At 54.9% G+C, this 20668-nt stretch carries 20 protein-coding genes and 1 pseudogene; 15 read left to right on the plus strand and 6 right to left on the minus strand.

The window, feature by feature from the left end:
* The first annotated feature begins 374 nt into the window (after positions 1-374).
* Complete coding sequence (locus tag AC01ZF_RS05040) at positions 375-779, plus strand: winged helix-turn-helix domain-containing protein (RefSeq protein ID WP_424676777.1); 405 nt, start codon at positions 375-377, stop codon at positions 777-779.
* A 145-nt stretch (positions 780-924) separates the two neighbouring features.
* Here the strand turns inward: AC01ZF_RS05040 and AC01ZF_RS05045 are convergent, their stop codons facing one another.
* Positions 925-2055: a PAS-domain containing protein gene (locus AC01ZF_RS05045; RefSeq protein WP_424676778.1), complete on the minus strand. Its 1131-nt coding sequence runs from the start codon at positions 2053-2055 to the stop codon at positions 925-927.
* 204 nt (positions 2056-2259) lie between these two features.
* Between AC01ZF_RS05045 and AC01ZF_RS05050 the strand changes: the two genes are divergently transcribed.
* Positions 2260-2982 (plus strand): SDR family NAD(P)-dependent oxidoreductase, encoded by a 723-nt coding sequence (locus tag AC01ZF_RS05050; RefSeq protein WP_428113223.1) that lies wholly within the window; start codon positions 2260-2262, stop codon positions 2980-2982.
* 155 nt (positions 2983-3137) lie between these two features.
* Positions 3138-4223: a sigma-70 family RNA polymerase sigma factor gene (locus tag AC01ZF_RS05055; protein WP_424676780.1), complete on the plus strand. Its 1086-nt coding sequence runs from the start codon at positions 3138-3140 to the stop codon at positions 4221-4223.
* A gap of 67 nt (positions 4224-4290) precedes the next feature.
* On the opposite strand, the gene malQ is transcribed toward AC01ZF_RS05055, so the two are convergent.
* The 3 genes from malQ to AC01ZF_RS05070 all read right to left on the minus strand — a co-directional run bounded on the left by malQ (position 4291) and on the right by AC01ZF_RS05070 (position 8036).
* Positions 4291-5799, minus strand: coding sequence for a 4-alpha-glucanotransferase (gene malQ / locus AC01ZF_RS05060; protein WP_428113239.1), 1509 nt, complete (start codon positions 5797-5799; stop codon positions 4291-4293).
* 117 nt (positions 5800-5916) lie between these two features.
* Complete coding sequence (gene rocF / locus AC01ZF_RS05065) at positions 5917-6825, minus strand: arginase (protein WP_424676781.1); 909 nt, start codon at positions 6823-6825, stop codon at positions 5917-5919.
* Entirely contained in the window at positions 6822-8036 is a 1215-nt protein-coding gene (locus AC01ZF_RS05070; protein WP_424676782.1) for an ArsA family ATPase, read from the minus strand. Before AC01ZF_RS05070 ends, rocF begins: the two co-directional genes overlap by 4 nt.
* A gap of 166 nt (positions 8037-8202) precedes the next feature.
* Here AC01ZF_RS05070 and AC01ZF_RS05075 point away from each other — a divergent pair, with 166 nt between their 5' ends.
* Positions 8203-8718 (plus strand): histidine phosphatase family protein, encoded by a 516-nt coding sequence (locus AC01ZF_RS05075; RefSeq protein ID WP_428113219.1) that lies wholly within the window; start codon positions 8203-8205, stop codon positions 8716-8718.
* A gap of 45 nt (positions 8719-8763) precedes the next feature.
* Positions 8764-9510, plus strand: coding sequence for an SIR2 family NAD-dependent protein deacylase (locus AC01ZF_RS05080; RefSeq protein ID WP_476575176.1), 747 nt, complete (start codon positions 8764-8766; stop codon positions 9508-9510).
* A gap of 96 nt (positions 9511-9606) precedes the next feature.
* On the opposite strand, the gene AC01ZF_RS05085 is transcribed toward AC01ZF_RS05080, so the two are convergent.
* Complete coding sequence (locus AC01ZF_RS05085; protein ID WP_424676785.1) at positions 9607-10269, minus strand: hypothetical protein; 663 nt, start codon at positions 10267-10269, stop codon at positions 9607-9609.
* Positions 10270-10489: 220 nt separating this feature from the next.
* On the opposite strand from AC01ZF_RS05085, the gene AC01ZF_RS05090 reads away from it, so the two are divergent.
* Both AC01ZF_RS05090 and AC01ZF_RS05095 read left to right on the plus strand, forming a co-directional pair.
* A complete protein-coding gene (locus AC01ZF_RS05090; protein ID WP_424676786.1) occupies positions 10490-10747 on the plus strand; it encodes a PspC domain-containing protein in 258 nt (85 codons plus the stop codon).
* 11 nt (positions 10748-10758) lie between these two features.
* Positions 10759-11739: a fructosamine kinase family protein gene (locus tag AC01ZF_RS05095; RefSeq protein ID WP_424676787.1), complete on the plus strand. Its 981-nt coding sequence runs from the start codon at positions 10759-10761 to the stop codon at positions 11737-11739.
* A gap of 120 nt (positions 11740-11859) precedes the next feature.
* Here the strand turns inward: AC01ZF_RS05095 and AC01ZF_RS05100 are convergent, their stop codons facing one another.
* The gene (locus AC01ZF_RS05100; RefSeq protein ID WP_424676788.1) at positions 11860-12096 is read right to left on the minus strand and encodes a YgaP family membrane protein; all 237 of its coding nucleotides are present in this window, start codon (positions 12094-12096) and stop codon (positions 11860-11862) included.
* 198 nt (positions 12097-12294) lie between these two features.
* Here AC01ZF_RS05100 and accB point away from each other — a divergent pair, with 198 nt between their 5' ends.
* The 8 genes and pseudogenes from accB to AC01ZF_RS05140 all read left to right on the plus strand — a co-directional run.
* Entirely contained in the window at positions 12295-12825 is a 531-nt protein-coding gene (gene accB, locus AC01ZF_RS05105) for an acetyl-CoA carboxylase biotin carboxyl carrier protein (protein ID WP_424676789.1), read from the plus strand.
* Positions 12825-14018 (plus strand): exodeoxyribonuclease VII large subunit, encoded by a 1194-nt coding sequence (gene xseA / locus AC01ZF_RS05110; protein ID WP_428132813.1) that lies wholly within the window; start codon positions 12825-12827, stop codon positions 14016-14018. The genes accB and xseA overlap by 1 nt, the downstream gene beginning before the upstream one ends.
* Positions 14011-14211 carry an exodeoxyribonuclease VII small subunit gene (xseB, locus tag AC01ZF_RS05115; RefSeq protein WP_012616201.1) on the plus strand — a complete coding sequence of 67 codons (201 nt, stop codon included), beginning with the start codon at positions 14011-14013 and terminating at the stop codon, positions 14209-14211. Before xseA ends, xseB begins: the two co-directional genes overlap by 8 nt.
* 13 nt (positions 14212-14224) lie before the next feature.
* Complete coding sequence (locus tag AC01ZF_RS05120; RefSeq protein WP_424676791.1) at positions 14225-16159, plus strand: hypothetical protein; 1935 nt, start codon at positions 14225-14227, stop codon at positions 16157-16159.
* Positions 16160-16189: 30 nt separating this feature from the next.
* Positions 16190-16570: a RidA family protein gene (locus AC01ZF_RS05125; RefSeq protein WP_287908549.1), complete on the plus strand. Its 381-nt coding sequence runs from the start codon at positions 16190-16192 to the stop codon at positions 16568-16570.
* A 201-nt stretch (positions 16571-16771) separates the two neighbouring features.
* Positions 16772-17557: a ComEC/Rec2 family competence protein gene (locus AC01ZF_RS05130; RefSeq protein WP_424676792.1), complete on the plus strand. Its 786-nt coding sequence runs from the start codon at positions 16772-16774 to the stop codon at positions 17555-17557.
* Positions 17554-19179, plus strand: a complete 1626-nt coding sequence (locus tag AC01ZF_RS05135; RefSeq protein ID WP_424676793.1) for a flippase — start codon at positions 17554-17556, stop codon at positions 19177-19179. Before AC01ZF_RS05130 ends, AC01ZF_RS05135 begins: the two co-directional genes overlap by 4 nt.
* Before the next feature lie 464 nt (positions 19180-19643).
* Positions 19644-20668 (plus strand): annotated as a pseudogene (locus tag AC01ZF_RS05140) (hypothetical protein); the annotation flags it as partial.

Raw genomic sequence — 20668 nt, forward strand, 5'->3', positions numbered from 1 at the left:
GTGTCGTCTTGAGTGAACTCCTTTATCAATGGACATGGCCATTACTGGCCACCGATAGTTTGACTTCACTTATATACTATCTCCACGATCCGAGAGTACACCTCTGCATTGTTAACACCGAGCTTTTAAGCGATCTATGGCAAGATTTTCACACACTCTTGACAACCCTTAGCCCACATCAGCGACTCGTTCTGAGTGGAAACACGCTATTACCCTTGCCTGATCTTCCCGACACCGTTGCATCGCGGATGATCTGTTTACCCTATCTTCCGCCCCAAGATGCCTTACAATCCTTTTTAGCTACGCACCACTTGCCTCATAAGGTACTGTCACCCTCGGAGCAGAGCAGACGCCTCTGCGAAAGACCGTGTAGCATGTTTGAGATTGATAGTACACGCCAAATTGCCCGCTTCTGTGATCGAGATGTGTTCTTGAATCAAGAAGAGTTGAGCGTGTTACAGTATCTTACCCTTACAAAAGGTCATATTTACACCTATCGAGACCTGATCGATCTGTTTTACCTGAATCATTTGTCTGAAGACCACGCCAGAAAACTGGTACGCGGACGTATGTATTACTTACAAACCAAACTCAATCGCAATAGTAAACATACCGAAATTATAACCTGTGTGCGTGGGGTTGGGTATCGTTTGAGTATACCAATGTGTAAAGCTGGATGCCCCGCGAGTGAGCATTCCGATGGGCACACGGATGATAAAGCGCATACGGATAAGACGGATCAGATGAGTGAACACGGATCACGCTCTGATCCGTACTAACCCGTCGCATCAGTCCCATCCGTGTCCCCTCGCTTACAATGTACACGGATGATACGGATCAGACGGATGAACACGGATCACACCTCCGATCCGTGCCAATCCGTCGCATCAGTCCCATCCGTGTCCCCTCCGATCCGTATCCCTCCTACCCCTGACTCCGCAACGCATAGCGTATCCCATCCCGCAAGTCAGCCCGTGTCACAATCGTACTCAAATCAACCCCCAACGCAACGAGCGTTTGCGCGACATCAGGTCGAATACCGGTAAGCACCAACTGCGCCCCCAACAAACGGATCGAAACCGCACACTGCAATATCGCGTGTGCCACCTGCGTATCGATCACAGGAACACCTGTCACATCGAGCACGACAACCCGTGCACGCCACTGTTGAACCGTTCGCAACAGCATCTCTATCAAACTCTCCACCCGCGTACTGTCAAATGCCCCGATCATCGGTGCCAACAACACCCGTTCCGCCACTTCGAGCAACGGCGTCGAGAGTTCGGCCAACAACGCTGCCTGTGCCGCAATCACCTCTTCCCTGACCACCAACTGCCGACGCAACTCTTCGGCTTGCTTAATATCGGTAATATCGATCCGCAAACCGACAGCCCCACCATCCGCAGTCCGCCGCTCGACGATCCGAATCCAACGTCCATCGGCAAGACGCTGCTCAATCGGAGCCAACTCGGCATGCAACCGCAACCGCTCGGCCACCCACTCGTCAACCCGCCCAATTGCATCGGCGTATTGGCCGCGCTCAGCACCCAACCTAATAAATTCCGCAAAAGGTCGCCCCGGCACAATCAGATCGGCACTAATAGCGTATAACTCCCGGTAGCGTCGGTTGCACATAACGATCCGATCTTCAGTGTCAAGCAACAGAAAGCCTTCCTCTAAACTATCCAATGCCCCCAGTATCGTTTCAAGTCGCCGCTCTGCCGCCCGCTGTCCATCGAGCAACGACGTCACATCTACAAGCTGCGCGACCAATGCCGATCCACTGCGACGAATCAATACCTGAACATACTTTGATCGATCAGAGCGCAACGGCGCTCCCAACTGTAATGGCGGATCATCAGGCGTAAGTAATGCAATCCATTCACGGGCTGCTGCCACATCCGACGCTTCCCACGCCACTACCTGCGCACACGCGGTAACGAGATCGACCGGCGGTTCGGTAACATCACGCCATTCCAACCATCGCCGGTTGCATTGAACCGGACCATCATCGGGGGCATAGGCCGTCGGCAGTGGCAAATCATCAAGCAACATAGCAGCACTCTCGTGGCTTATTTGTAGTATCGGTTCCAGAATAGGCTGAAAACGCTTGCATTATACCCCAGAATACTGCCACCGCTACGATCGTAGCCCGTTATTTGTCAACCACCCATCCATGAACCACCCACTTACGTAACATGTGGTATAACAAAGTAGGTGTGCAAAAGCTTTACAAAATTCAAACAGAGGAGTAACACCATGACTCTCAACGGCGTTCATGCCTTTGTAACCGGCGGTGGACGGGGCTTAGGCCGCGCTAGCGCACTGGCACTGGCCCGCGCCGGCGCTGCGGTCACGGTCATCGCGCGCAGTGCCGACGAAGTCACCGAAACCGCCTGGCTGATCGAAGAGAGCGGACAACAAGGATTAGGATTAACCGCCGATGTCCGTGATAGTTACCAGCTTGAACAGGCCGTCGCCCAGGCCCGTGCTCGTTTTGGTCCCATCCGCGTTCTGGTCGCAGCCGCCGGCATCGGTCTGCGCGCGCCGATCTACGAAACAAGTGAAGCGCAATGGGATGAAGTGGTCGATACGTTGCTCAAAGGCGTTTTTCTCAGCGCACGCGCCGTGATCCCACACATGGTCGAGGCAGGTGGCGGTAACATCATTATCATCGGAGCGCCACTCGAACGGATTGCTGTGCCCGGTTTTGCCGTTTACTACGCCGCTAAAGCAGGTGTCGACGGCTTAGCACGGGTGATGGCCAAGGATCTGCGCCGTTTTGGCATTAACGTCAATCTTGTTCATCCCGGCGGTTTCGCCGACACCCATCTGGTGCGCACAACTGTGCCCGAAGTACGGACTGGCTTGCTCAGCCCCGATGAGATTGGCCCAACGATTGTTGAACTCGCCGGTCTGCCACCGCGGAGCCAGACCGGCCAGACGATTGATGCCCACGCACGCAAATTGGTGTCAAATTAGTCTTTTCAATATCTTGACAAAATCTGTGCAAAGATCGAAAATATACTCATCCGAAATCTTTGAAGAGGCGTATATCTAGATAAAGAACAATCGACGCCTCTCAGAGCACAACCGGCCGCGTCGTACCCATCCGACCGGAGCCAAGGAGTACTGCCGTGAAAGCCTTCCCTCAGAATCATCACCTTGCCGACGGTGAAATTGAACCGGAAGAGACCGCTGAGGATGCCGAATTCGATGCTGAGTGGGATGGCGATGTTGAACTCGGAGCCGAGGATGAAGCACTCGTTGAGTCGCTTGAAGACCTCAGCGATGAGATCGATGTCGATATCGAGCCGGTCGAAGATTCGGTCCAGCTTTACCTACAGGAGATCGGGCAAGTTCCCCTCCTTACCGCCGAAGAGGAGGTAGAGCTGGCCCGGCAGTACCGTCGCGGCAAAGAGGCCCGTCAGCGTCTGCAAAACGAAGATTACGCAAATGACCGCGAGCGGATGCGGCTCGAAATCGAGCAGGCCCGTGGTGAAGAGGCACGTCGGCGCTTGATTCAGGCTAACTTGCGTCTTGTGGTCAGTGTGGCGAAGAAATATATCGGTAGCCCGATGGCCTTCATGGATTTAGTCCAAGAGGGTAACATCGGTCTGATGCGGGCGGTTGAGAAATTTGATTACACCAAAGGCAATCGATTTAGTACATATGCCACATGGTGGATTCGGCAGGCGGTGACGCGTGCCATCGCCGAACAAAGCCGTCTGATTCGCTTGCCCGTACACCTCAGCGAGTCGATTGTTCATTTGCGTCGTGCCATTTACCGTCTCGAACAAGAGCTTGAACGCGAACCGACCCCCGAAGAGCTAGCACATGCGCTGAACATGAGCCTACGGAAGGTCAAGCGGTTGTTGCGCGCTTCAACCCAACCGATCTCGCTCGAACAACCGCTTAATGCCGATCAAGAGGGTCGGATGAGCGAGACCCTCGCCGACGAGGCCGCCGCTTCACCGATGGAGATAGCCGAGCAGAATATGCTGCAAGCTGAACTGAATGCGGCGCTCAACGAGCTACCCGAACGCGAACGCAAGATTTTACAGTTGCGCTACGGTTTACTCGATGGTCAGCGACGCACTCTCGAAGAGGTTGGTGCTACGTTTGGCATTACCCGCGAGCGCACACGCCAGATCGAGGCCGAAGCCCTCCGCCGCTTGCGCCATCCGAGCGTCGGCAACCGATTGTTCGGCTATCTCGAATGATACCCAAGATCGTCCACCAAGAGCACAGCCACCACCCGCCGGGTTGGCTGCGCTTTTGGATCATATCTTATTCGGCCACTACCAACGGCTCTCGCCCGTACAGTGACGTCAGATACGCCAGATGGTACGCTTGATCGAAATTGAGCTGCTCAGGCCGCATTCGCCATGCCCAGTTGCCCTCTGCCCGTCCCGGTAAATTGAGCCGTGCCCACGAGCCTAACCCCAGTACATCTTGCATCGGAATGATAGCCGTATCAGCAACCGACATCAGCGCTGCTCTGATGAAATCCCACGCAATCGTCTCATCGCGCGCACCGAGGTAGTTACGCACGTGCTGTCGTGTGTGCTCATCGAGAGTTGACCACCAACCTACGGTGGTATCGTTGTCGTGCGTACCGGTATACACGACCAGATCACGAGTATAGTTGTGCGGCAAATAATTGCTGCTGGCGTCACCGCCCCATGCAAATTGCAATACCGCCATACCAGGAAAACCAAGCTGTCGCCGCAGCAGATCAACGTCAGGTGTGATCAAGCCCAGGTCTTCGGCGATGATCGGCAACGGTCCCAACTGCGCACGTACTTCAGCAAACAACGCTTCCCCAGGGCCGGCCACCCAACGCCCCTCCATTGCCGTCGCTGCATGCGCTGGGATTTCCCAGTACGCCGCAAACCCGCGAAAATGATCGATCCGCACGATGTCAACGAGACGAAAGAGGAGACGAAACCGTTCGATCCACCAATCGTATCTGCGTTCGGCTAACACATCCCAGCGGTACAGCGGATTTCCCCAACGCTGACCCGTTGGACTAAAGTAGTCTGGTGGTACGCCGGCGACCACCGTTGGGTTGCCTTCAGCATCGAGATGAAAAATATCGGGGTTGGCCCAAACATCAGCACTGTCAAAGGCAACAAAGATAGGCAAGTCACCGATGATCTGCACACCGCGCTCGTTGGCGTAGCGACGTAACGCCGTCCAATGCGTAAAGAAAACCCACTGCAAAAACTGCTGAAAATACACGCGCTCGGCCAATTGGCGACGCGCCTCGGCCAGCGCCGCCGGTTCACGCCGGGCCAGGGCCGTATCCCAGCGGTTCCACGGCTCACCGCGGTAGGCCTCTTTCAACGCAGCAAAGAGGGTAAATGTATCGAGCCACGACGCATGCTCGGCACAAAACTCGGCAAACGCCGCCCGCTGTTCGGCATTGGCGTGCGCACGGAACCCGCCAAACGCCCACTCAAGCCGCGCCATCTTCCACGGAATGACTGCCCCGTAATCGATCCAATCGCCATACGCCCCCGGTGCATCGGTCAGGGCACGTTCGTCCAACCAACCCGCCCGGACGAGCTGCTCAAGCGCGATGAGCAGTGGATTGCCGGCTAATGCCGATAATCCGGCATACGGTGAATCGCCGTAGCTCGTCGGTCCCAACGGCATGATCTGCCAACGCCGCTGTTTTGCTACCACTAACCAATCGATAAACCGATAGGCTGCATCGCCAATATCACCAATCCCGCCCGCGCCCGGTAACGCCGCAGGATGTAGAAGAATACCGCTCACCCGCCGATTGTACATCATACCACCTCATGTCACCCACCGAATATTTCGTTGTATTCGCAATTATAACATGGGGAACCAATTATGCGTACTGAGACGGAAGGTGAATACACGTGGCAATTGCAGGGTGGAGCTTTACAAAATCCGCTTGCCTAACGCCGACAACACCAATTCGACGGCCAGCTCGGCGGTAGCATTGCGTTCATCGAGAATGGGGTTCACTTCGACGACATCGAGACTCCGTAACGCACCACATTCGGCGATCAGCTCCATTGCCAGATGCGCTTCGCGTCGCGAAATACCGCCACTCACCGGCGTACCGACACCGGGTGCGGTACGTGGATCAACAACGTCGAGGTCAAAACTGAGGTGAAAGCCATCAGGAGCAGTCGTGACGACTGTCAGCGCCTGTTCCATCACCGCCGCCATCCCGCGTCGGTCAATATCGTGCATTGTGAAGACAGAAATTGGCGAGGCACGTAGCGCTTCGCGCTCAAGCGGATCGAGATCGCGTACTGCGACCAACGCGACGTGGGCCGGATCAAACGCCGGCACGCAACCGGCCAATCCGGTCAACCGTGGATGCCCACGTCCGGTCAGCACGGCCAGCGGCATACCGTGAATATTACCGCTCGGTGTCGTATGTTCATCGTTAAAATCGGCGTGCGCGTCGATCCACAGCAACCCAAGCCGTCGTCCCCGCGCGCTACCACTGGCCGAACCAATGGTAAGACTGTGATCACCGCCGAGGATAAGCGGGGTTATGCCTTGCTGAACCACCTTAGCAACCTGATCGGCCAACCGTTCACATACCTCGGTAATCGGTTCGAGATAGCGTAACCGCACGTCGGGTGGTGGCAACGGTATGGTCTCGACCATCGGTGTTACCAGATTACCGTAATCGATTACCTGATAGCCTAACTCGGCAAGCCGGCGACTGAGACCGGCATAACGAATTGCGCTCGGCCCCATATCAACCCCGCGCCGACCAGCCCCCAGATCAAGCGGCACCCCAATAATGGCAATAGCGGCGTCAGTCTTCATGAGGCTGCCGCCTCCGCTTCCGTATCTTTATCATCGTTCGTCAGCGGCAATGTCTCCGGCGGGCCAAAGAAGACTTCGAGCACACCATTGCGAAAATAGGCTCGCCGCGCCGGTCGTTCGGCCAGCGTTGTCGGCAACAACATGTCGCGACGGAAATTACCGATCTCGATGAACAGCTCATCACCGCGCTTCGTCATTGAGACTTTGCCGATCTCAACGTGTGGCAACGGCAAACGCAAGACATATTCATCACCCTGTTTGACAATCTCTTGCGTTTTCCCAATAAAATGCACCTTCACCGGATCATCATCGCCGAATAGTTGCCGACCAACCATCGCGAGATCGTCAATGCCGGCCAGATCACGGGCATAGTATGGGCTTTCCCAGATCGGCAATGGTCGGAAGAGGTCATACACCATTTGTCGATAGCCCTGTTGGATGCGGGCCAGCTCCTTCATAAATTCGCCTTCGACCTGATCGACCGGCAATACCCGGTTGAGGACAACACCATCAACCGGATACCCAAAGAGAGCAAGATAGGTCGAAGCCCGTTGCGCCTCTTTGATCACCATCCGTTCAGGGTTAACGACCAATCGGTATGAACTGATCTGTGGATCGGTTAAGGTGGCCCGTAACGCCTCAACCCCCTTCGTTAACCGTTCGAGCTTCGCAAAGACATCGGTTGCCGGTACCAACTGCTTAACGAGTGGACGCGCGACTTTCAGCGTCGTTGGCTCCCAATCCATCACCCGTGCGGCATACCACTGAAACGTCTCCGGCATGGTCAGCAGACGTACCGTCTCGCCGGTCGGAGCTGCATCAACGATCACCACATCGAAATTACCTTCACGGGCTTGCCGTCGGATGTGGAGGAGACTGACTACCTCCTCCATACCGGGAATGATCGCTAATTCTTCAGCAGCTACCTCGTCAACACCACGTCGACGCAAGAGATTGCTCAAATAGACCCGCAATTCCCCCCAGTGCTGACGCACTTCATCAAGCACGTTAATCTCTTGTCCCCACAGTCGCTCGCCAATCTGTGTCGGGAGCGATCCGAGAGGAGTATCGAGCGCATCGGCTAAACTATGCGCGACATCAGTACTGACAACGAGCGTGCGATACCCCAATTCGGCAGCTCGTACTGCTGTCGCCGCCGAAGTCGTGGTCTTACCCACTCCGCCTTTGCCGAGATAGAGGATCAGCCGCATTGATGAATCCTTCGTCTGTTTGTCTCCGAACAGAACCGGTCACCGTTCTGTGAATCCGACGCCGCATCAATTGTATATGTTGCAGTTCGGACCGTCAATAAGCTATAGTACACTATGGTAGATCATACCGGATCAACGTCGCTACATCAAGGTGTAAGGATTATCAGTGCTTTTCGATCTGTTTCTTATTCGTCACGGACAACCGGTTCACAACCCGACCATTCCATACCATACTCCACCGGGGCCGGATTTGTCCGAACGCGGACGCGCTGAAGCACGACAAGTCGCAGCTTTTCTGGTCGATAAAGCGGTCGAACATCTCTTGGTCTCTCCATTCGCGCGCACGACACAAACCGCCGAGGTCTTGGTCGATGCTCTTGGTCTACCGGTCACCTTTACCAAGCTGGTACAAGAGCATGCCCCCGGCGAGACGTTTGAGCACGTTCGTGAGCGCGTGCGTGAGGTGTTGGCCGGGTTGGCCGATTCGCCGTACCGGCGGGTGGGAATTGTCACCCACGGCTCGCCGATCCGAGCATTTTTACTTGAACTCAGCCACGATCAGATCGATTTGCGTGGACATGTCTATGCCGGTGGTAACCCCGCACCGACCTGTGGAGTCTGGCATGTGAAGTTTGAACATCAACGTGCTTGTCAGTTTGTCTTGGCCTTCAAGCCGGTCTGAGATGGTCACCTGGTGGTCCGTTGCATTTCTCATAAGGAGGAACGAATGGACAACCTCGATACCGTGATCACAGCTTTTGCCAACCGCTTGCGCCTTGCTCACCACGTGGCCGTCCTGACCGGAGCCGGTATCTCGGCCGAGAGTGGGATTCCTACCTTTCGTGATGCGCAAACCGGCTTGTGGTCGCACTTCGATCCCGAAGAACTCGCTTCACCAGCCGGGTTTGCGCGCAATCCGACGCTTGTTTGGCGTTGGTACGCCGAACGGCGGGTCAAAGCCTGTGCTGCTCAACCGAATCCTGCCCATTATGCACTGGCCGAATTGGACAAACGCGTTCCTCGGCTTACGCTCATCACCCAGAATATCGATGGCCTTCATCAACGCGCCGGTAGCCGCAATGTGATCGAACTCCATGGCAGCCTTCACCGTGCCCGCTGTATGGCCGATGGCTCGCTGCATACGACTTGGGATTACGATGAGGAACTACCCCATTGCCCGGACTGCGGTGCATTGCTCCGCCCCGATGTGGTCTGGTTCGGCGAGATGCTACCGCAGACGGCATTGGAGACGGCATGGTCTGCAACCCTTGATTGCGATGTATTTATGTCAATTGGAACGTCGGGTGTCGTCGAGCCGGCTGCTTCCCTCCCGCGCGTCGCTCTCAGTCGTAATGCGACGGTGCTAATTCTGAACCTCGAACAGCAAACGGCTGCTCGGCCACCATTGTTTACCATCAACGGCAAGGCCGGTGAGATCTTGCCGCGCATCGTGAAGATGGCATTTCCGGTATAACCGTTGTGCTCAATCACGAGGCGGGTTCACGCTCGATGAACCCGCCTCTGTACCGATTATACCTCTTCGGTATAGTTTCTATGCGGATTTTGTCAACTATTCCTGCATTGCTGCCGTCGCCGCTTGCCGGAAGGCATCGACCGCCGCATCAATCACCTTCTGCGGATCAGCGCCGGCCCCAGTGACAATTGCTCGCAGTGTTTCACCGTTGCGCAACCGAGTTCGGATGGTCGCCACATCCAACCCGGTCTGATCGGCAGTCGCTTGAATCAGCCAACCTAATGTGCTCCGCTGCGATACCTTCGCCGCGTGTGCGCCGAGTTGCGAACCTAACGTCGTATCGTTTACCAACGCTGTTGCCCGATCACGGATCGTCGCCAGCATTTGATCGGCTTGGGTTTGCGTTAGCCGACCATTGCTGACCGCTTGATCAAGCCGGCTTTTCGCCGTATCAACTACCGCTTGCACGAGCGCATCACCACTACTCCCATTGGCTGCAGCAATCTGCGCCAAACTACGCCCGTTTTGCAACTCAGCCTGAATGGTCGCTTTATCAACGCCGGTGAGGTTGCTCAACGCCCGGATAAGCTGACCAACACTGACCCACATTCCACGCCAGCCACCGCCACGTCCGTAGCTCGTCTCACCAACGGTCGGTACGACAGAGGTTTGCGCTGCACGCACCGGTATCGGTTGATTCCAGAGCAGGATCAGGGCCAATACAGCACCTGCCAAACTGCCGAGTAATGCTCGTTTCATCCTACCTCCTCCATTTGTTTGCTGGTTTGATGACGATCACCCTCACGAATACGGGTGATGACACGTTATACCGTAGCCAACCATTGTGAAGAGATGATGAATTGACAATGAGCAGTTTATGGAGATAAGCCAACTCGCAATAACGTAGTACTTGCAACAAAATGCTGCCGACAGCGTCGTATAGGTAGGAGTCGAACGGAGTGACACGAGGAGAAAAACGATGACAACCAATCGCTTAACGCGCAGCGCTACCGACCGCATGCTTGGCGGTGTGTGTGGCGGTCTTGCCCGCTACTTCGGGATTGATAGCACCATCGTCCGCCTGATTTTCGTGCTGGCCGTGTTGAGTGGGCTTAGCCCGCTTATCTATCTCGTACTCTGGATTATTATGCCGCAGGAAGAACTGCCCGCTTCCCCACCTCAAGACCCCACCGGTGAGTGGAAGTATGACCCGTACACCGGGCAGAAACTCCGCTAAGCAACGTTAAGATGATTGACAAGGGCGGGATTCTCCCCCGCCCTTCGTTAATGTTGTCCAAACAGAAGGTGTATCATATCAGCGAAGCCTGCTCACCGCATGATAGTGATGGAATGATAACGTTACCGGTCACTGTTGCAAACCTGATCACTGCCGCACTTGACAGCCCAATTGATCGCGTCGAACCACTCGGCGGCAGTTTTGGCGCACAGTTAGCGCGCGTCACCATCGGCGATCAACGGTTCGCTCTCAAATGGGCTGCTGGCGGTAAACCGGCAGCGATGGTGGCAGCCGAAGCGCGTGGCTTACAGGTACTGGCTGCCACAAATACCATTCGCGTTCCAGCAGTTGTCTTCACCTGTGAAGCGACGATCACGCAACCGGCCATTGTGCTCAGTGAGTGGATTGATAGCGATGGACGCGCTCCCGATCCGGTTCGGCTCGGCGAGCAGCTTGCCGCACTGCACCGCTGTACGGCGCCGGCGTATGGCCTTGATCACGACAACTTTATCGGTGGCACGCCGCAACACAATGGCTGGATGCAAGATTGGATCACCTTCTTCCGGGAACGACGCCTCTGGCCGCAGATCGAGCTGGCAGAGCGTCAGCGACTACTTCCAGCGCACCGCAGACAAGCCCTCGAGCGGGTCGTTAGTCGACTAGAAAAGTGGCTTGGCGGCGTGCCGCGTTGCCCTTCGCTCATCCACGGCGATTTGTGGAGCGGTAATGTCATCGCCGCTGCTCGCGGTACACCGGTGCTGATCGACCCGGCTATCTCGTACAGCGACCGCGAGGCCGAATTAGCATTTACCGAGCTGTTCGGTGGCTTCTCATCACGTTTTTACGCGGCGTATCAGGCTGCTTGGCCGCTAGAGCCTGGCTACACCGAACGGCGTGACTTGTATAATCTGTATCACTTGCTCAACCATCTTAACCTATTCGGTGAAGGATACGGTGCACAAGTTGATGCTATTGCCCGGCGGTATGGGTAGAAAAACCGGTGATCTCTTTCATCACCAAGATGTAAAAAGCGGGGGTGAACGAGTCGTTCCCCCACCACCTAGTGATATGTATACGAAATATAGCCCGCAACAAAAATCATGTACCGTTAGCTAACGTGATCGTTCGTGCGCTTGCTTGCGCTCCTGCTCACGCTTATAGGTATTGATACCAAACGGCCAATACAAGGGGCACACGGCAAACGCCGCAGTGGCAAACATGATCAATGCGAGAAAACCGGTAATGATCTGCAACCAAAAGATCTGACCGAATAGCGATATGAGGCCGAATGTCATTGTCAACACCAGCCGGATGTCACGATCAAGCGTGCCAACATTACGGGTAAACATGGCGATCATCCTTTCCGTTAGACCTTTCTCGTGCATAGCATAACAATCACTCTCCACCCTGTCGGTAAAGATTTTGCTACGAAGTGTAACATTTGCTTATCGCAATTGTGAGGCACTGTCCCGTTTCCACCCGATCAAAGCGCATTGATTCTTATGCTACAATAAAGCTGTTTCGCCGAACTTATGCTGTGGGGAGCTATGAAGGACGAAACTACTGAAATACCAGCCGATCAAAACGATCCATTCGGCCTTTCCGCTGTGCGAGATTTACTTCAGATGCTCGAACAGAGCGATGTCTACGAGATCACCATAGAACGTGGCAACTCTAAGCTGCACGTGAAACGTGGCCAGCCGACTGGGATGATCTATTCCGCACCAATGAACCAGCCCGTACCTGCACCCATTGCCACACCCCTACCGACTGCGCCCGTCACCCCATTCGTGCAACCACCGCCTGCCCCAGAAGGGCCACCGGTTGAAATGCCTGCCGGCCATACCATCACGGCGCCAATGGTCGGTACGTTCTACGCAGCCCCATCGCCAAAGGATAAGCCGTTTGTCCAAGAAGGTGATGAGGTGCGTGTTGGTGATACCGTGGGTATCATCGAAGCGATGAAAATGATGAACGAAATTGAGAGCGATGTCGCCGGACGGGTGGCTCGTATCTTGGTCAAGAATGGTCAACCGGTTGAGTACGGTCAACCGTTGATGGTAATCGAACCGCTTTGATGCATGTATTAACCGTTTCCGATTTAAACAGTGCCCTCCGCGCTCATCTTGAGGGCGAGGGCTTGTTTTTCGACCTTTGGTTGCTCGCCGAAGTAGTCGAGTTCCGACGGTATCCGTCGGGTCACTGCTACTTCACGCTCAAGGACGAGCAAGCGAGCATCCGAGCCGTCCTTTGGCGGAGTGCTGCCGAACGTATCGCAACCCTACCGATGAACGGCGATGCTGTATTGGTGCATGGGCGGGTTGGTTTCTATGAGGCACGCGGTGAGCTACAGTTTGTTGTCGATCAGATTGTACCGGCCGGTGTAGGGCTGCTCAATGCGCAACTCGCCCAACTACGCGCTCGCCTCGAAGCTGAAGGCTTGTTCGATGAACGCCGCAAACGCCCGTTGCCGCCCCTGCCACGCCGAATCGGCATTGTCACCTCACCGCAAGCGGCTGCCTTGCAAGACATGCTAACCATTTTACGCCGTCGTTACCCGCTTGCGGAAGTATTGTTGTCCCCCTGTCTTGTACAGGGCGAATTAGCTCCGGCCAGTATCGTTGCTGCCCTCCGCCGCGTCTACACCGAAGCCGTCGATCTGGTGATCTTAGCCCGTGGTGGTGGCGCAAGTGAGGATTTGGCAGCTTTTAACGATGAACAGGTTGTACGAACGGTTGCAGCTAGCCCCGTTCCGATTATTACCGGCGTTGGTCACGAAACCGATACGACGTTAGTTGACGCCGTGGCCGATCTGCGTGCACCTACTCCCTCTGCCGCCGCCGAAATGGCCGCACCACCGCTGACCGAACTGCGTCAGCGTGTGCTTGAATTACACGAACGTGCAACCGTCGCTATTATCGAACGTCTGCATCGGCAACGTCAGATTGTTGCTCAACAGCATGCTCTTCTCCAACGAAACCATCCACGCCGAACGATCGAGGCTGCACGCCAAACCATTGATGATCTATCACGCCAAGCCGGACGAACGTTCGGAAGATGGCTACAACTCGAACAAACACGCCTGCAAGGCCTACAAGCTCGCCTTGCGACACTTAGCCCACAGGCAACGCTTGCCCGTGGGTATGCCATCGCCCAACAGGTTGATGGTCACGTGGTGACCGACCCGGCGCAAGTACAGGCCGGTGAAGCACTCACTCTCACCGTCCGCGCCGGCATCGTGCGCGTTATTGTGGAGCACACCGATGAGTGAACAAACTGCCGTCGAACAGTATGAAACATTACTTGCCGAACTTCAGACGGTTGTCGAGCGACTCGAGCAAGGTGAGTTGTCCCTCGCGGAAGCCTTGCGTTTATATGAACGCGGTGCCGAACTTGCCGCTGCTTGCCAGCAACTACTCGATGCTGCCGAGTTGCGGGTACGTCAGCTTGAAGGTGTTGGATAGGGTATAAGCAACTATGAGCTTAACGGCTGCTGAAAAGGTCTATCGCTATTCTTGGCGCCAACGCTGGTGGCTTTCGGCAGTCGGCTGGGTGTTCGTTGTGATAAGCCTGTACGGAGCCGGTTTCCAACTGCTCCGTGGTCTCATGTTCACACCTTTCGCTGCATGGCTGCGTAGTACCCCATGGCTGCGTCCACTTTACCAGTGGCTTTCGCCCGCGCCGCGCGATTTGAACGTTTGGCTCTCAGAGGCATTAGTGGTTCTGTTGTGGGCAGCGGTTGGGCTATGCGTCGCGTTGATCCTCTTCAATACGTTGCCCACTATTCGGGTGAGCAGTCGCGGCCTCCTGATTGAATTTGCCGGCGGTTGGCTACCGGTTGCGTGGCAAGATTTGGATGAGATTCACGTGACCGGCGACGAGGCTGGGCTGCGCTTCGTACTCCTAGTGATTCCGGCCAAGACGGCAAAACGGCTTACCGATTGGCATCGGTTGTATGGGTTGCTCTACGGCACCACCATCCGACCGTCCTTCCTCATTACATCAACGATTGATGACTTCGACCAGTTGCTCAATACCATCTTGCAAGAGAATAGTCGCGCAATCCGTGCGTTTGAAGGACATCAACCGGTTGTCGTGAATGAGCAACGTCGTTCACCATTATTTAGCCTCTTCCTGCGGGGCAAACCTGCCGAGATATTGCCGGACGTTGATCTTCCACCCACTACCACTCTAGATGTTACCACCTCCTTGTCCGCCTGGTCAATCGTAAGGTTGACGACGCTTGGTACGGCTTGCTTGACATTGATCGCCGGTCTTGTTCATTATCGGAGCTACTGGGATCGTGCGCTGACCCTGCTCTTTCCCGACTTGCGCAGTCAATCCGCTTTCTTGTGGGTAAGCCAAATCCCTATCTACAACAAGATATTTAGTGCCTACCAGGGGGTTAGCGTCCCCTTGCTCGGTATTGCTGGCCGATCTGACTTGCCGGCGCCGATCTGGCTCCTGATCGCAGCGCATCTTATGTTGGCATCGGTCATAATAGCTATCATTGCGTTGGTTGTTGCGCTACCGGTTGCCGCAACCGCCGGTCAACAGACCCTGACCATCCGCTTTGCACCACGACCGTTGCCATTTACGCGGTCAATCCCGTGGAGCCACATCAGTGCGTTCTCCGTGATTGATCTGGGGTTTGGCTATACTCTGGCGTTTGTTCAATCGCCGCGATTACCCTGGCTTTGTCATCTTTGCGGTTTGCTGGTGACCGGACGGTGGACGGCGGGAACCGTGTTCGTCGGTACGATGCGACAATGGCCACAGTTCATCGAGCAATGCGCCGAACGGCTGAGCCACCTACCGCCAATCGATGAGAAACCACGTTTTCGACCGTCTGCATTCATGCCAAATGTGCAGTTGATCGGCCAACCGGTAGCGACCATTCGTACTCTCCGCGTTGATCTAGTGATAGCGAGCAATTCCTCGGCGGAACATTTGTGGGTAGCAGGGAAGACTATGGCGTTGGTAGCGCTACCCGTCGGCTTGTTCTTAACCGTTCCCACCCTGCTTCACGGCGATTGGTGGCCGAGTAGCAACGCCTTGTTTGGTGGCATTGGATTCTGGATGGCCGGCTTACTCGAATGGCCGCTCGTTGGGCTTATTGCGATGATTATGTACGGTACATCTGGTACTGATCAAGAGCAGGTATTCGCTCTGTACCCACGAATCCAGATGCCACGACTCTTGCCAATGCTGCTCACGCTGGTCAGTTTGCTGATCAACGTACCATGGCTTGCCGCCCTGTTCTGGTTGTTCGCCCTTGTGATTGCGTATTGGGTCACAGCCGCACTCTGGGTTGAGGTATATGAATGGGAAGGTGTGCAGGCTATCACCGGTGGTTTGTTGCCTGTTGTATGGCAATTGATAATTATGCTAGGATTCTGGCTAGTGCGCTAACCTAATTGTATCCGAGAGAGGTTATGTACAATGGATCGCACGTGCATTACTACCGACGCAGCTCCGGCAGCTATCGGTCCGTACTCGCAAGCTATTCGAGCAGGTCATTTGATCTTCGTCTCCGGACAATTACCGATTAATCCGGCCACCAACGAACTCATAACTGATGACATTGGCGCAATGACTCGCCAAATTTTTGCCAATATTGCCGCTATTTTGCAAGCTGCCGGCAGTTCACTTGATCGGATTGTGAAGACGACCGTCTTTCTCGCCGATCTGAACGATTTTGCCGCCATGAATGCAGCTTACGCCGAACATTTCGGCAATGAACCACCGGCACGCTCGACGGTGCAAGTCGCTCGCTTACCACGCGATGCCCGGATCGAAATCGAAGTAATTGCACTGGCGTAAGTCTGGTGTTCGCAGCGGTACATTGCCCAACCACAACGGGGTACGATAGTCGTACCCCTCTCATTCCGTTTCACGTCGATACATCGATGTAGTCACCCTCACCCTTGGGTGACTATAATCGCTGTTTGTCAACAATAGCGTATCTTTTGCCATTGTCGCACGGTTTATAAAGTAGAGCAGTACAGATAAGGCAGGTTTACTATGCGACAATGGCTACATACAATTATCGCGTTTGGTGGTATCCTGGCATTCATCGCATGGCTCCAACGACCTGATGGTCAACTTCACGTCATGCTGTTACCGATCAGAGGCGATGCTCTTCTGATCCGCGCACCCGACGGCTCGTTTACACTTATCGACGGTGGACGCGATCCGACCGAGGTAGCGGTTGAGGTAGGCCGCTACCTCCCCTTCTGGCAACGTCGGTTGGCGGCTATTGTGTTGACCCGTACTGATGAAGAACATCTGCCCGGTCAGTTAGGGATATTACGGCGTTACCGCCCAGATGTAGCTTTCACCCCTACTATCGTTGAGGGTGAATGGCGAGAACTGTTGACCGAACTGGTTACACCGATTCGCCGCTTACGTCCCGGACAACAGTTCAACCTGGGCGGAGTCCGCTTGCAGGTATTAGCAGTTAATGATGGCAAAGAGGGCGGTGCCGTCTTGCTGATCACCCATCGCGCGGTACGTATTTTGATCCATACCGGTGGAAGTACCGGCGATCCAGCCCTGACAGCACTTACCGACCAACCAATTGACCTGCTAGTGTATCCGTGGCAACGGTCGATTACCGTACCGGAACTGACCCGATTGCACTTACGGGCCGTTGCGTTTAGCACCGGCTATGAGGCCGACCAACCGGCTCTCCATAGCTTCACCGAACGACGCCAGCTTGCACCCTATCTTTATCATCCGAACATCGACGGCGTGATTCATCTTATCAGTGATGGCCGCCGGGCAACGATTACGACCCAACCGCCATGAACAATCGCCTGATCCTTGTATTCCTCATTATTGGTGCCGCGCTTACGTTACTCGGTGCGGGAACCTGGCTTTGGCGACGCTATTACCACGACGATCCGACCAATACTACTCGCCGCATCTTCAAAAATAGCGCAGTTACCTTTGGCCTACGTCTCTTTGTCCGTGGGTTAGATACGGTCATCCTATTTTTGCTGGTTGGCGCACTTGATCCGGCAGCACTCGGCGCTTACAACACCGCTGCCCTGCTCGTGGCCCAATACCTTGCCACCTTCACCGAGTTTGGTCTTGGCGTATGGCTCACGCGCGAAGTTGCCCGTAGTCCGGCTGTAGCCCGCCAACTGTTTGGGGTAACCCTTGCCTTGCGTTTATGCCTCATCGTGGCTGCTGCCGCACCGATAGCATGGCTCGTCATCGGTATCTACAACGGCCTTGGTGCGCTTGGCTTGAGCGAACCGCTCACTGCTGAGGGCCGATGGGCGATCTGGATTTTGCTGTTTACCCTTATCCCCAGTGCTTACAGTGGCGCGGTGACGGCGCTCTACAACGCAACGGAACGAATGGAAGTACCGGCAGCCGTTGAGGTGTTGACGGCACTGCTCAGCTTTCTCGCCCGTATCGCTGTGCTTGCACTTGGGTGGGGCGTCATTGGACTCGCGTGGGCAGCGGTCTTGGTTAGTTCGATCACGGCTTTGATCTTTCTTGGATTGCAAATCCGTACCTTTTTCGCACCGACCCTGAGCTTTGATGGTCCTACGATCCGTAAGCTCATCCCGCAGGCGCTGCCGCTCATGCTAAATAATCTGCTCAGTGTCATCTTCTTTCGGTTTGACCTTTTCATTGTTCGTGCTTTCGGCGGTAGCAACGCCGATCTACTGGTACAGCAATATGTCTTGCCTTACCAACTCCTCAACATCGCGCTCGTGCTACCACCGGCAATAACCTTCGCCGTCTTTCCACTCTTTGCACGACGCGCCGGCGGTGCGCGCAGCGAGCTGTTCAGCGCCCAACAGCGCACACTGCGTCTGTTACTGTTGATTGCCTTCCCATTGGCAATGAGTATGACACTGTTGGCTGACGATCTCGTCTGGATCTTCACCCGTCGCCGCTTCGCCGAGTATCTGCCGTCGGTTACCGTGCTCGCCGTGTTGGCATGGTTTTTGCCACTCTCCTTTACTAACGGCTTGTTACAGTATGTGTTAATTGCTATCGAACGCCAAACCGCCATTACCCGCGCTTTTGTTATTGGTGCGATCTTCAACCTGACTGCCAATCTCATCGCGATTCCGCTTGCTATCCGGTTAGGCCGCCCCGAAGGCGCGCTCCTGGCGGCAGCGCTGATCACTATCTTGTCGGAAGTTGTACTTTACGCCGTCTTCCGTCCCGTCTTACACCAAGAGGGATTGCAACCGAGCCTCTTACCCCTAATGTGGCAACCGGCATTGGCAAGTCTCGCAATGGCCGGTGTCATGCTTCCAGCGCTCCTCTGGCTACCGGGATGGATCGGTAGTCTGTGTGCACTTCTGATCGGACCGCCGGTGTACGGCACTGCGTTATGGCTCACCGGAGCCATCGGCACGGAAGAGGTCGCACTGGCGCGGCGGATTGTAGGACGAACATCGTAACAGACGAACGGATTTGTATCGGCGCGACGCGGTGCGTCGCCCCGACATCGTCATCATCCACAATCCAAACGATTCCACGCACGGGATTGGGCATGACCACAAAATACCCCCGCACCGGACGGATGTGCGTATGGGTGACGCGGTGCGTCGCCCCGACATCGTCATCATCCACAATCCAAACGATTCCACGCACGGGATTGGGCATGACCACGCATTCATCATCGTACAACCGCACCGGACGGATTGATGTAGGGCACGGCATGCCGTGCCCCTATTATTGTAATATTTTCACAAAGTATATCACTAAACCAAAAATTAACTTAAACCTACATTTCTTCTTTTTAAAGAACCTATTCTTATCTTCTTTTAACTTAGGCGTAATGTTATTATCAGAAGGATTTAGGAACTTTTCTATTCTCTACATCGTATTTTACATGTGAGTAGTAGACACAAAGGAGAAACCCATGAACCGTCTACATATGCTTTGGAGTGCGATCGGTTTGGTGATGGTGTTGATCGTGGGCGCAACCCCACTTACCGCCGCACCCTTCTTCGGTCGCACCACGTTTGCCGACCCTCGCTTTGAAACCATCTGGACCCGCACCGACAGCGAGGCAGTACGCGGTGGGCGCACATGGTATTGGGGGCCGGGACCATGGTTCGATTACGGTGAGTTTTACCGACAAAGCCCGAATGGCGCGCGTATTGTACAGTATTTTGACAAGGCGCGCATGGAGATTAACAACCCGGCTGACGGTACCGTTACCAACGGCCTACTGGTAAAAGAATTGATCAGTGGACGAATGCAGTTCGGCGACGACCCGTATGATGTCACGTATCTCGAAGGATCGGACGTACCGGTTGCCGGTAATCCTCGTGCAGCCAACACCATCGCTCCAGGCTACCGCGACTTTGCCGGTGTAGCGACCATTGACAATGGCTATCGTGATCCGTCGCGTCTGAATCAACGGGTGAATATAGCGATTGCCCGTAGTGGCAATTTGAGCGTGCGCGACGACTTAGCCCGCCCTGAAACAACCATCGTCCAGTATAACAGCGTTACCGGCCATAACATTCCGAAAGTTTTTTGGGATTTTATGAATCAACGTGGACGAGTGGTTGAGAATGGGCGTGTGGTGACGGCGCCGATCGTTGATTGGCTCTTTGCAATGGGCTATCCGATCACCGATCCCTACTGGGTACGGGCCGTCGTCGGTGATACCGAACACGATGTACTGGTGCAACTCTTTGAGCGTCGTGTACTGACCTACACTCCTGACAACCCCGCCGGCTATCAGGTTGAGATGGGCAACGTTGGGCAACACTACTTCCAATGGCGCTATCCACACCTCGGTACGCCGTGGGCCGCACCCGACCCGGTCACGCCGCTGATCTACGCCTCGAACATCGATACCGGTAGCTACTGGGAACTCTACCGTGCCAATTTTAACGGTGGTGGTCAGCGTATAACCTTCAACAATAACGAAAC

This window comes from Chloroflexus sp. (assembly GCF_056331925.1).

Coding starts and splice junctions, on each gene's coding strand:
- AC01ZF_RS05040 (WP_424676777.1), top strand. CDS start 375: ATGTTTGAGATTGATAGTACACGCCAAATTGCCCGCTTCTGTGATCGA.
- AC01ZF_RS05045 (WP_424676778.1), bottom strand. CDS start 2,055: ATGTTGCTTGATGATTTGCCACTGCCGACGGCCTATGCCCCCGATGAT.
- AC01ZF_RS05050 (WP_428113223.1), top strand. CDS start 2,260: ATGACTCTCAACGGCGTTCATGCCTTTGTAACCGGCGGTGGACGGGGC.
- malQ (WP_428113239.1), bottom strand. CDS start 5,799: ATGTACAATCGGCGGGTGAGCGGTATTCTTCTACATCCTGCGGCGTTA.
- rocF (WP_424676781.1), bottom strand. CDS start 6,825: ATGAAGACTGACGCCGCTATTGCCATTATTGGGGTGCCGCTTGATCTG.
- AC01ZF_RS05070 (WP_424676782.1), bottom strand. CDS start 8,036: ATGCGGCTGATCCTCTATCTCGGCAAAGGCGGAGTGGGTAAGACCACG.
- AC01ZF_RS05080 (WP_476575176.1), top strand. CDS start 8,764: ATGGACAACCTCGATACCGTGATCACAGCTTTTGCCAACCGCTTGCGC.
- AC01ZF_RS05085 (WP_424676785.1), bottom strand. CDS start 10,269: ATGAAACGAGCATTACTCGGCAGTTTGGCAGGTGCTGTATTGGCCCTG.
- AC01ZF_RS05090 (WP_424676786.1), top strand. CDS start 10,490: ATGACAACCAATCGCTTAACGCGCAGCGCTACCGACCGCATGCTTGGC.
- AC01ZF_RS05095 (WP_424676787.1), top strand. CDS start 10,759: ATGATTGACAAGGGCGGGATTCTCCCCCGCCCTTCGTTAATGTTGTCC.
- AC01ZF_RS05100 (WP_424676788.1), bottom strand. CDS start 12,096: ATGTTTACCCGTAATGTTGGCACGCTTGATCGTGACATCCGGCTGGTG.
- accB (WP_424676789.1), top strand. CDS start 12,295: ATGAAGGACGAAACTACTGAAATACCAGCCGATCAAAACGATCCATTC.
- xseA (WP_428132813.1), top strand. CDS start 12,825: ATGCATGTATTAACCGTTTCCGATTTAAACAGTGCCCTCCGCGCTCAT.
- xseB (WP_012616201.1), top strand. CDS start 14,011: ATGAGTGAACAAACTGCCGTCGAACAGTATGAAACATTACTTGCCGAA.
- AC01ZF_RS05120 (WP_424676791.1), top strand. CDS start 14,225: ATGAGCTTAACGGCTGCTGAAAAGGTCTATCGCTATTCTTGGCGCCAA.
- AC01ZF_RS05125 (WP_287908549.1), top strand. CDS start 16,190: ATGGATCGCACGTGCATTACTACCGACGCAGCTCCGGCAGCTATCGGT.
- AC01ZF_RS05130 (WP_424676792.1), top strand. CDS start 16,772: ATGCGACAATGGCTACATACAATTATCGCGTTTGGTGGTATCCTGGCA.
- AC01ZF_RS05135 (WP_424676793.1), top strand. CDS start 17,554: ATGAACAATCGCCTGATCCTTGTATTCCTCATTATTGGTGCCGCGCTT.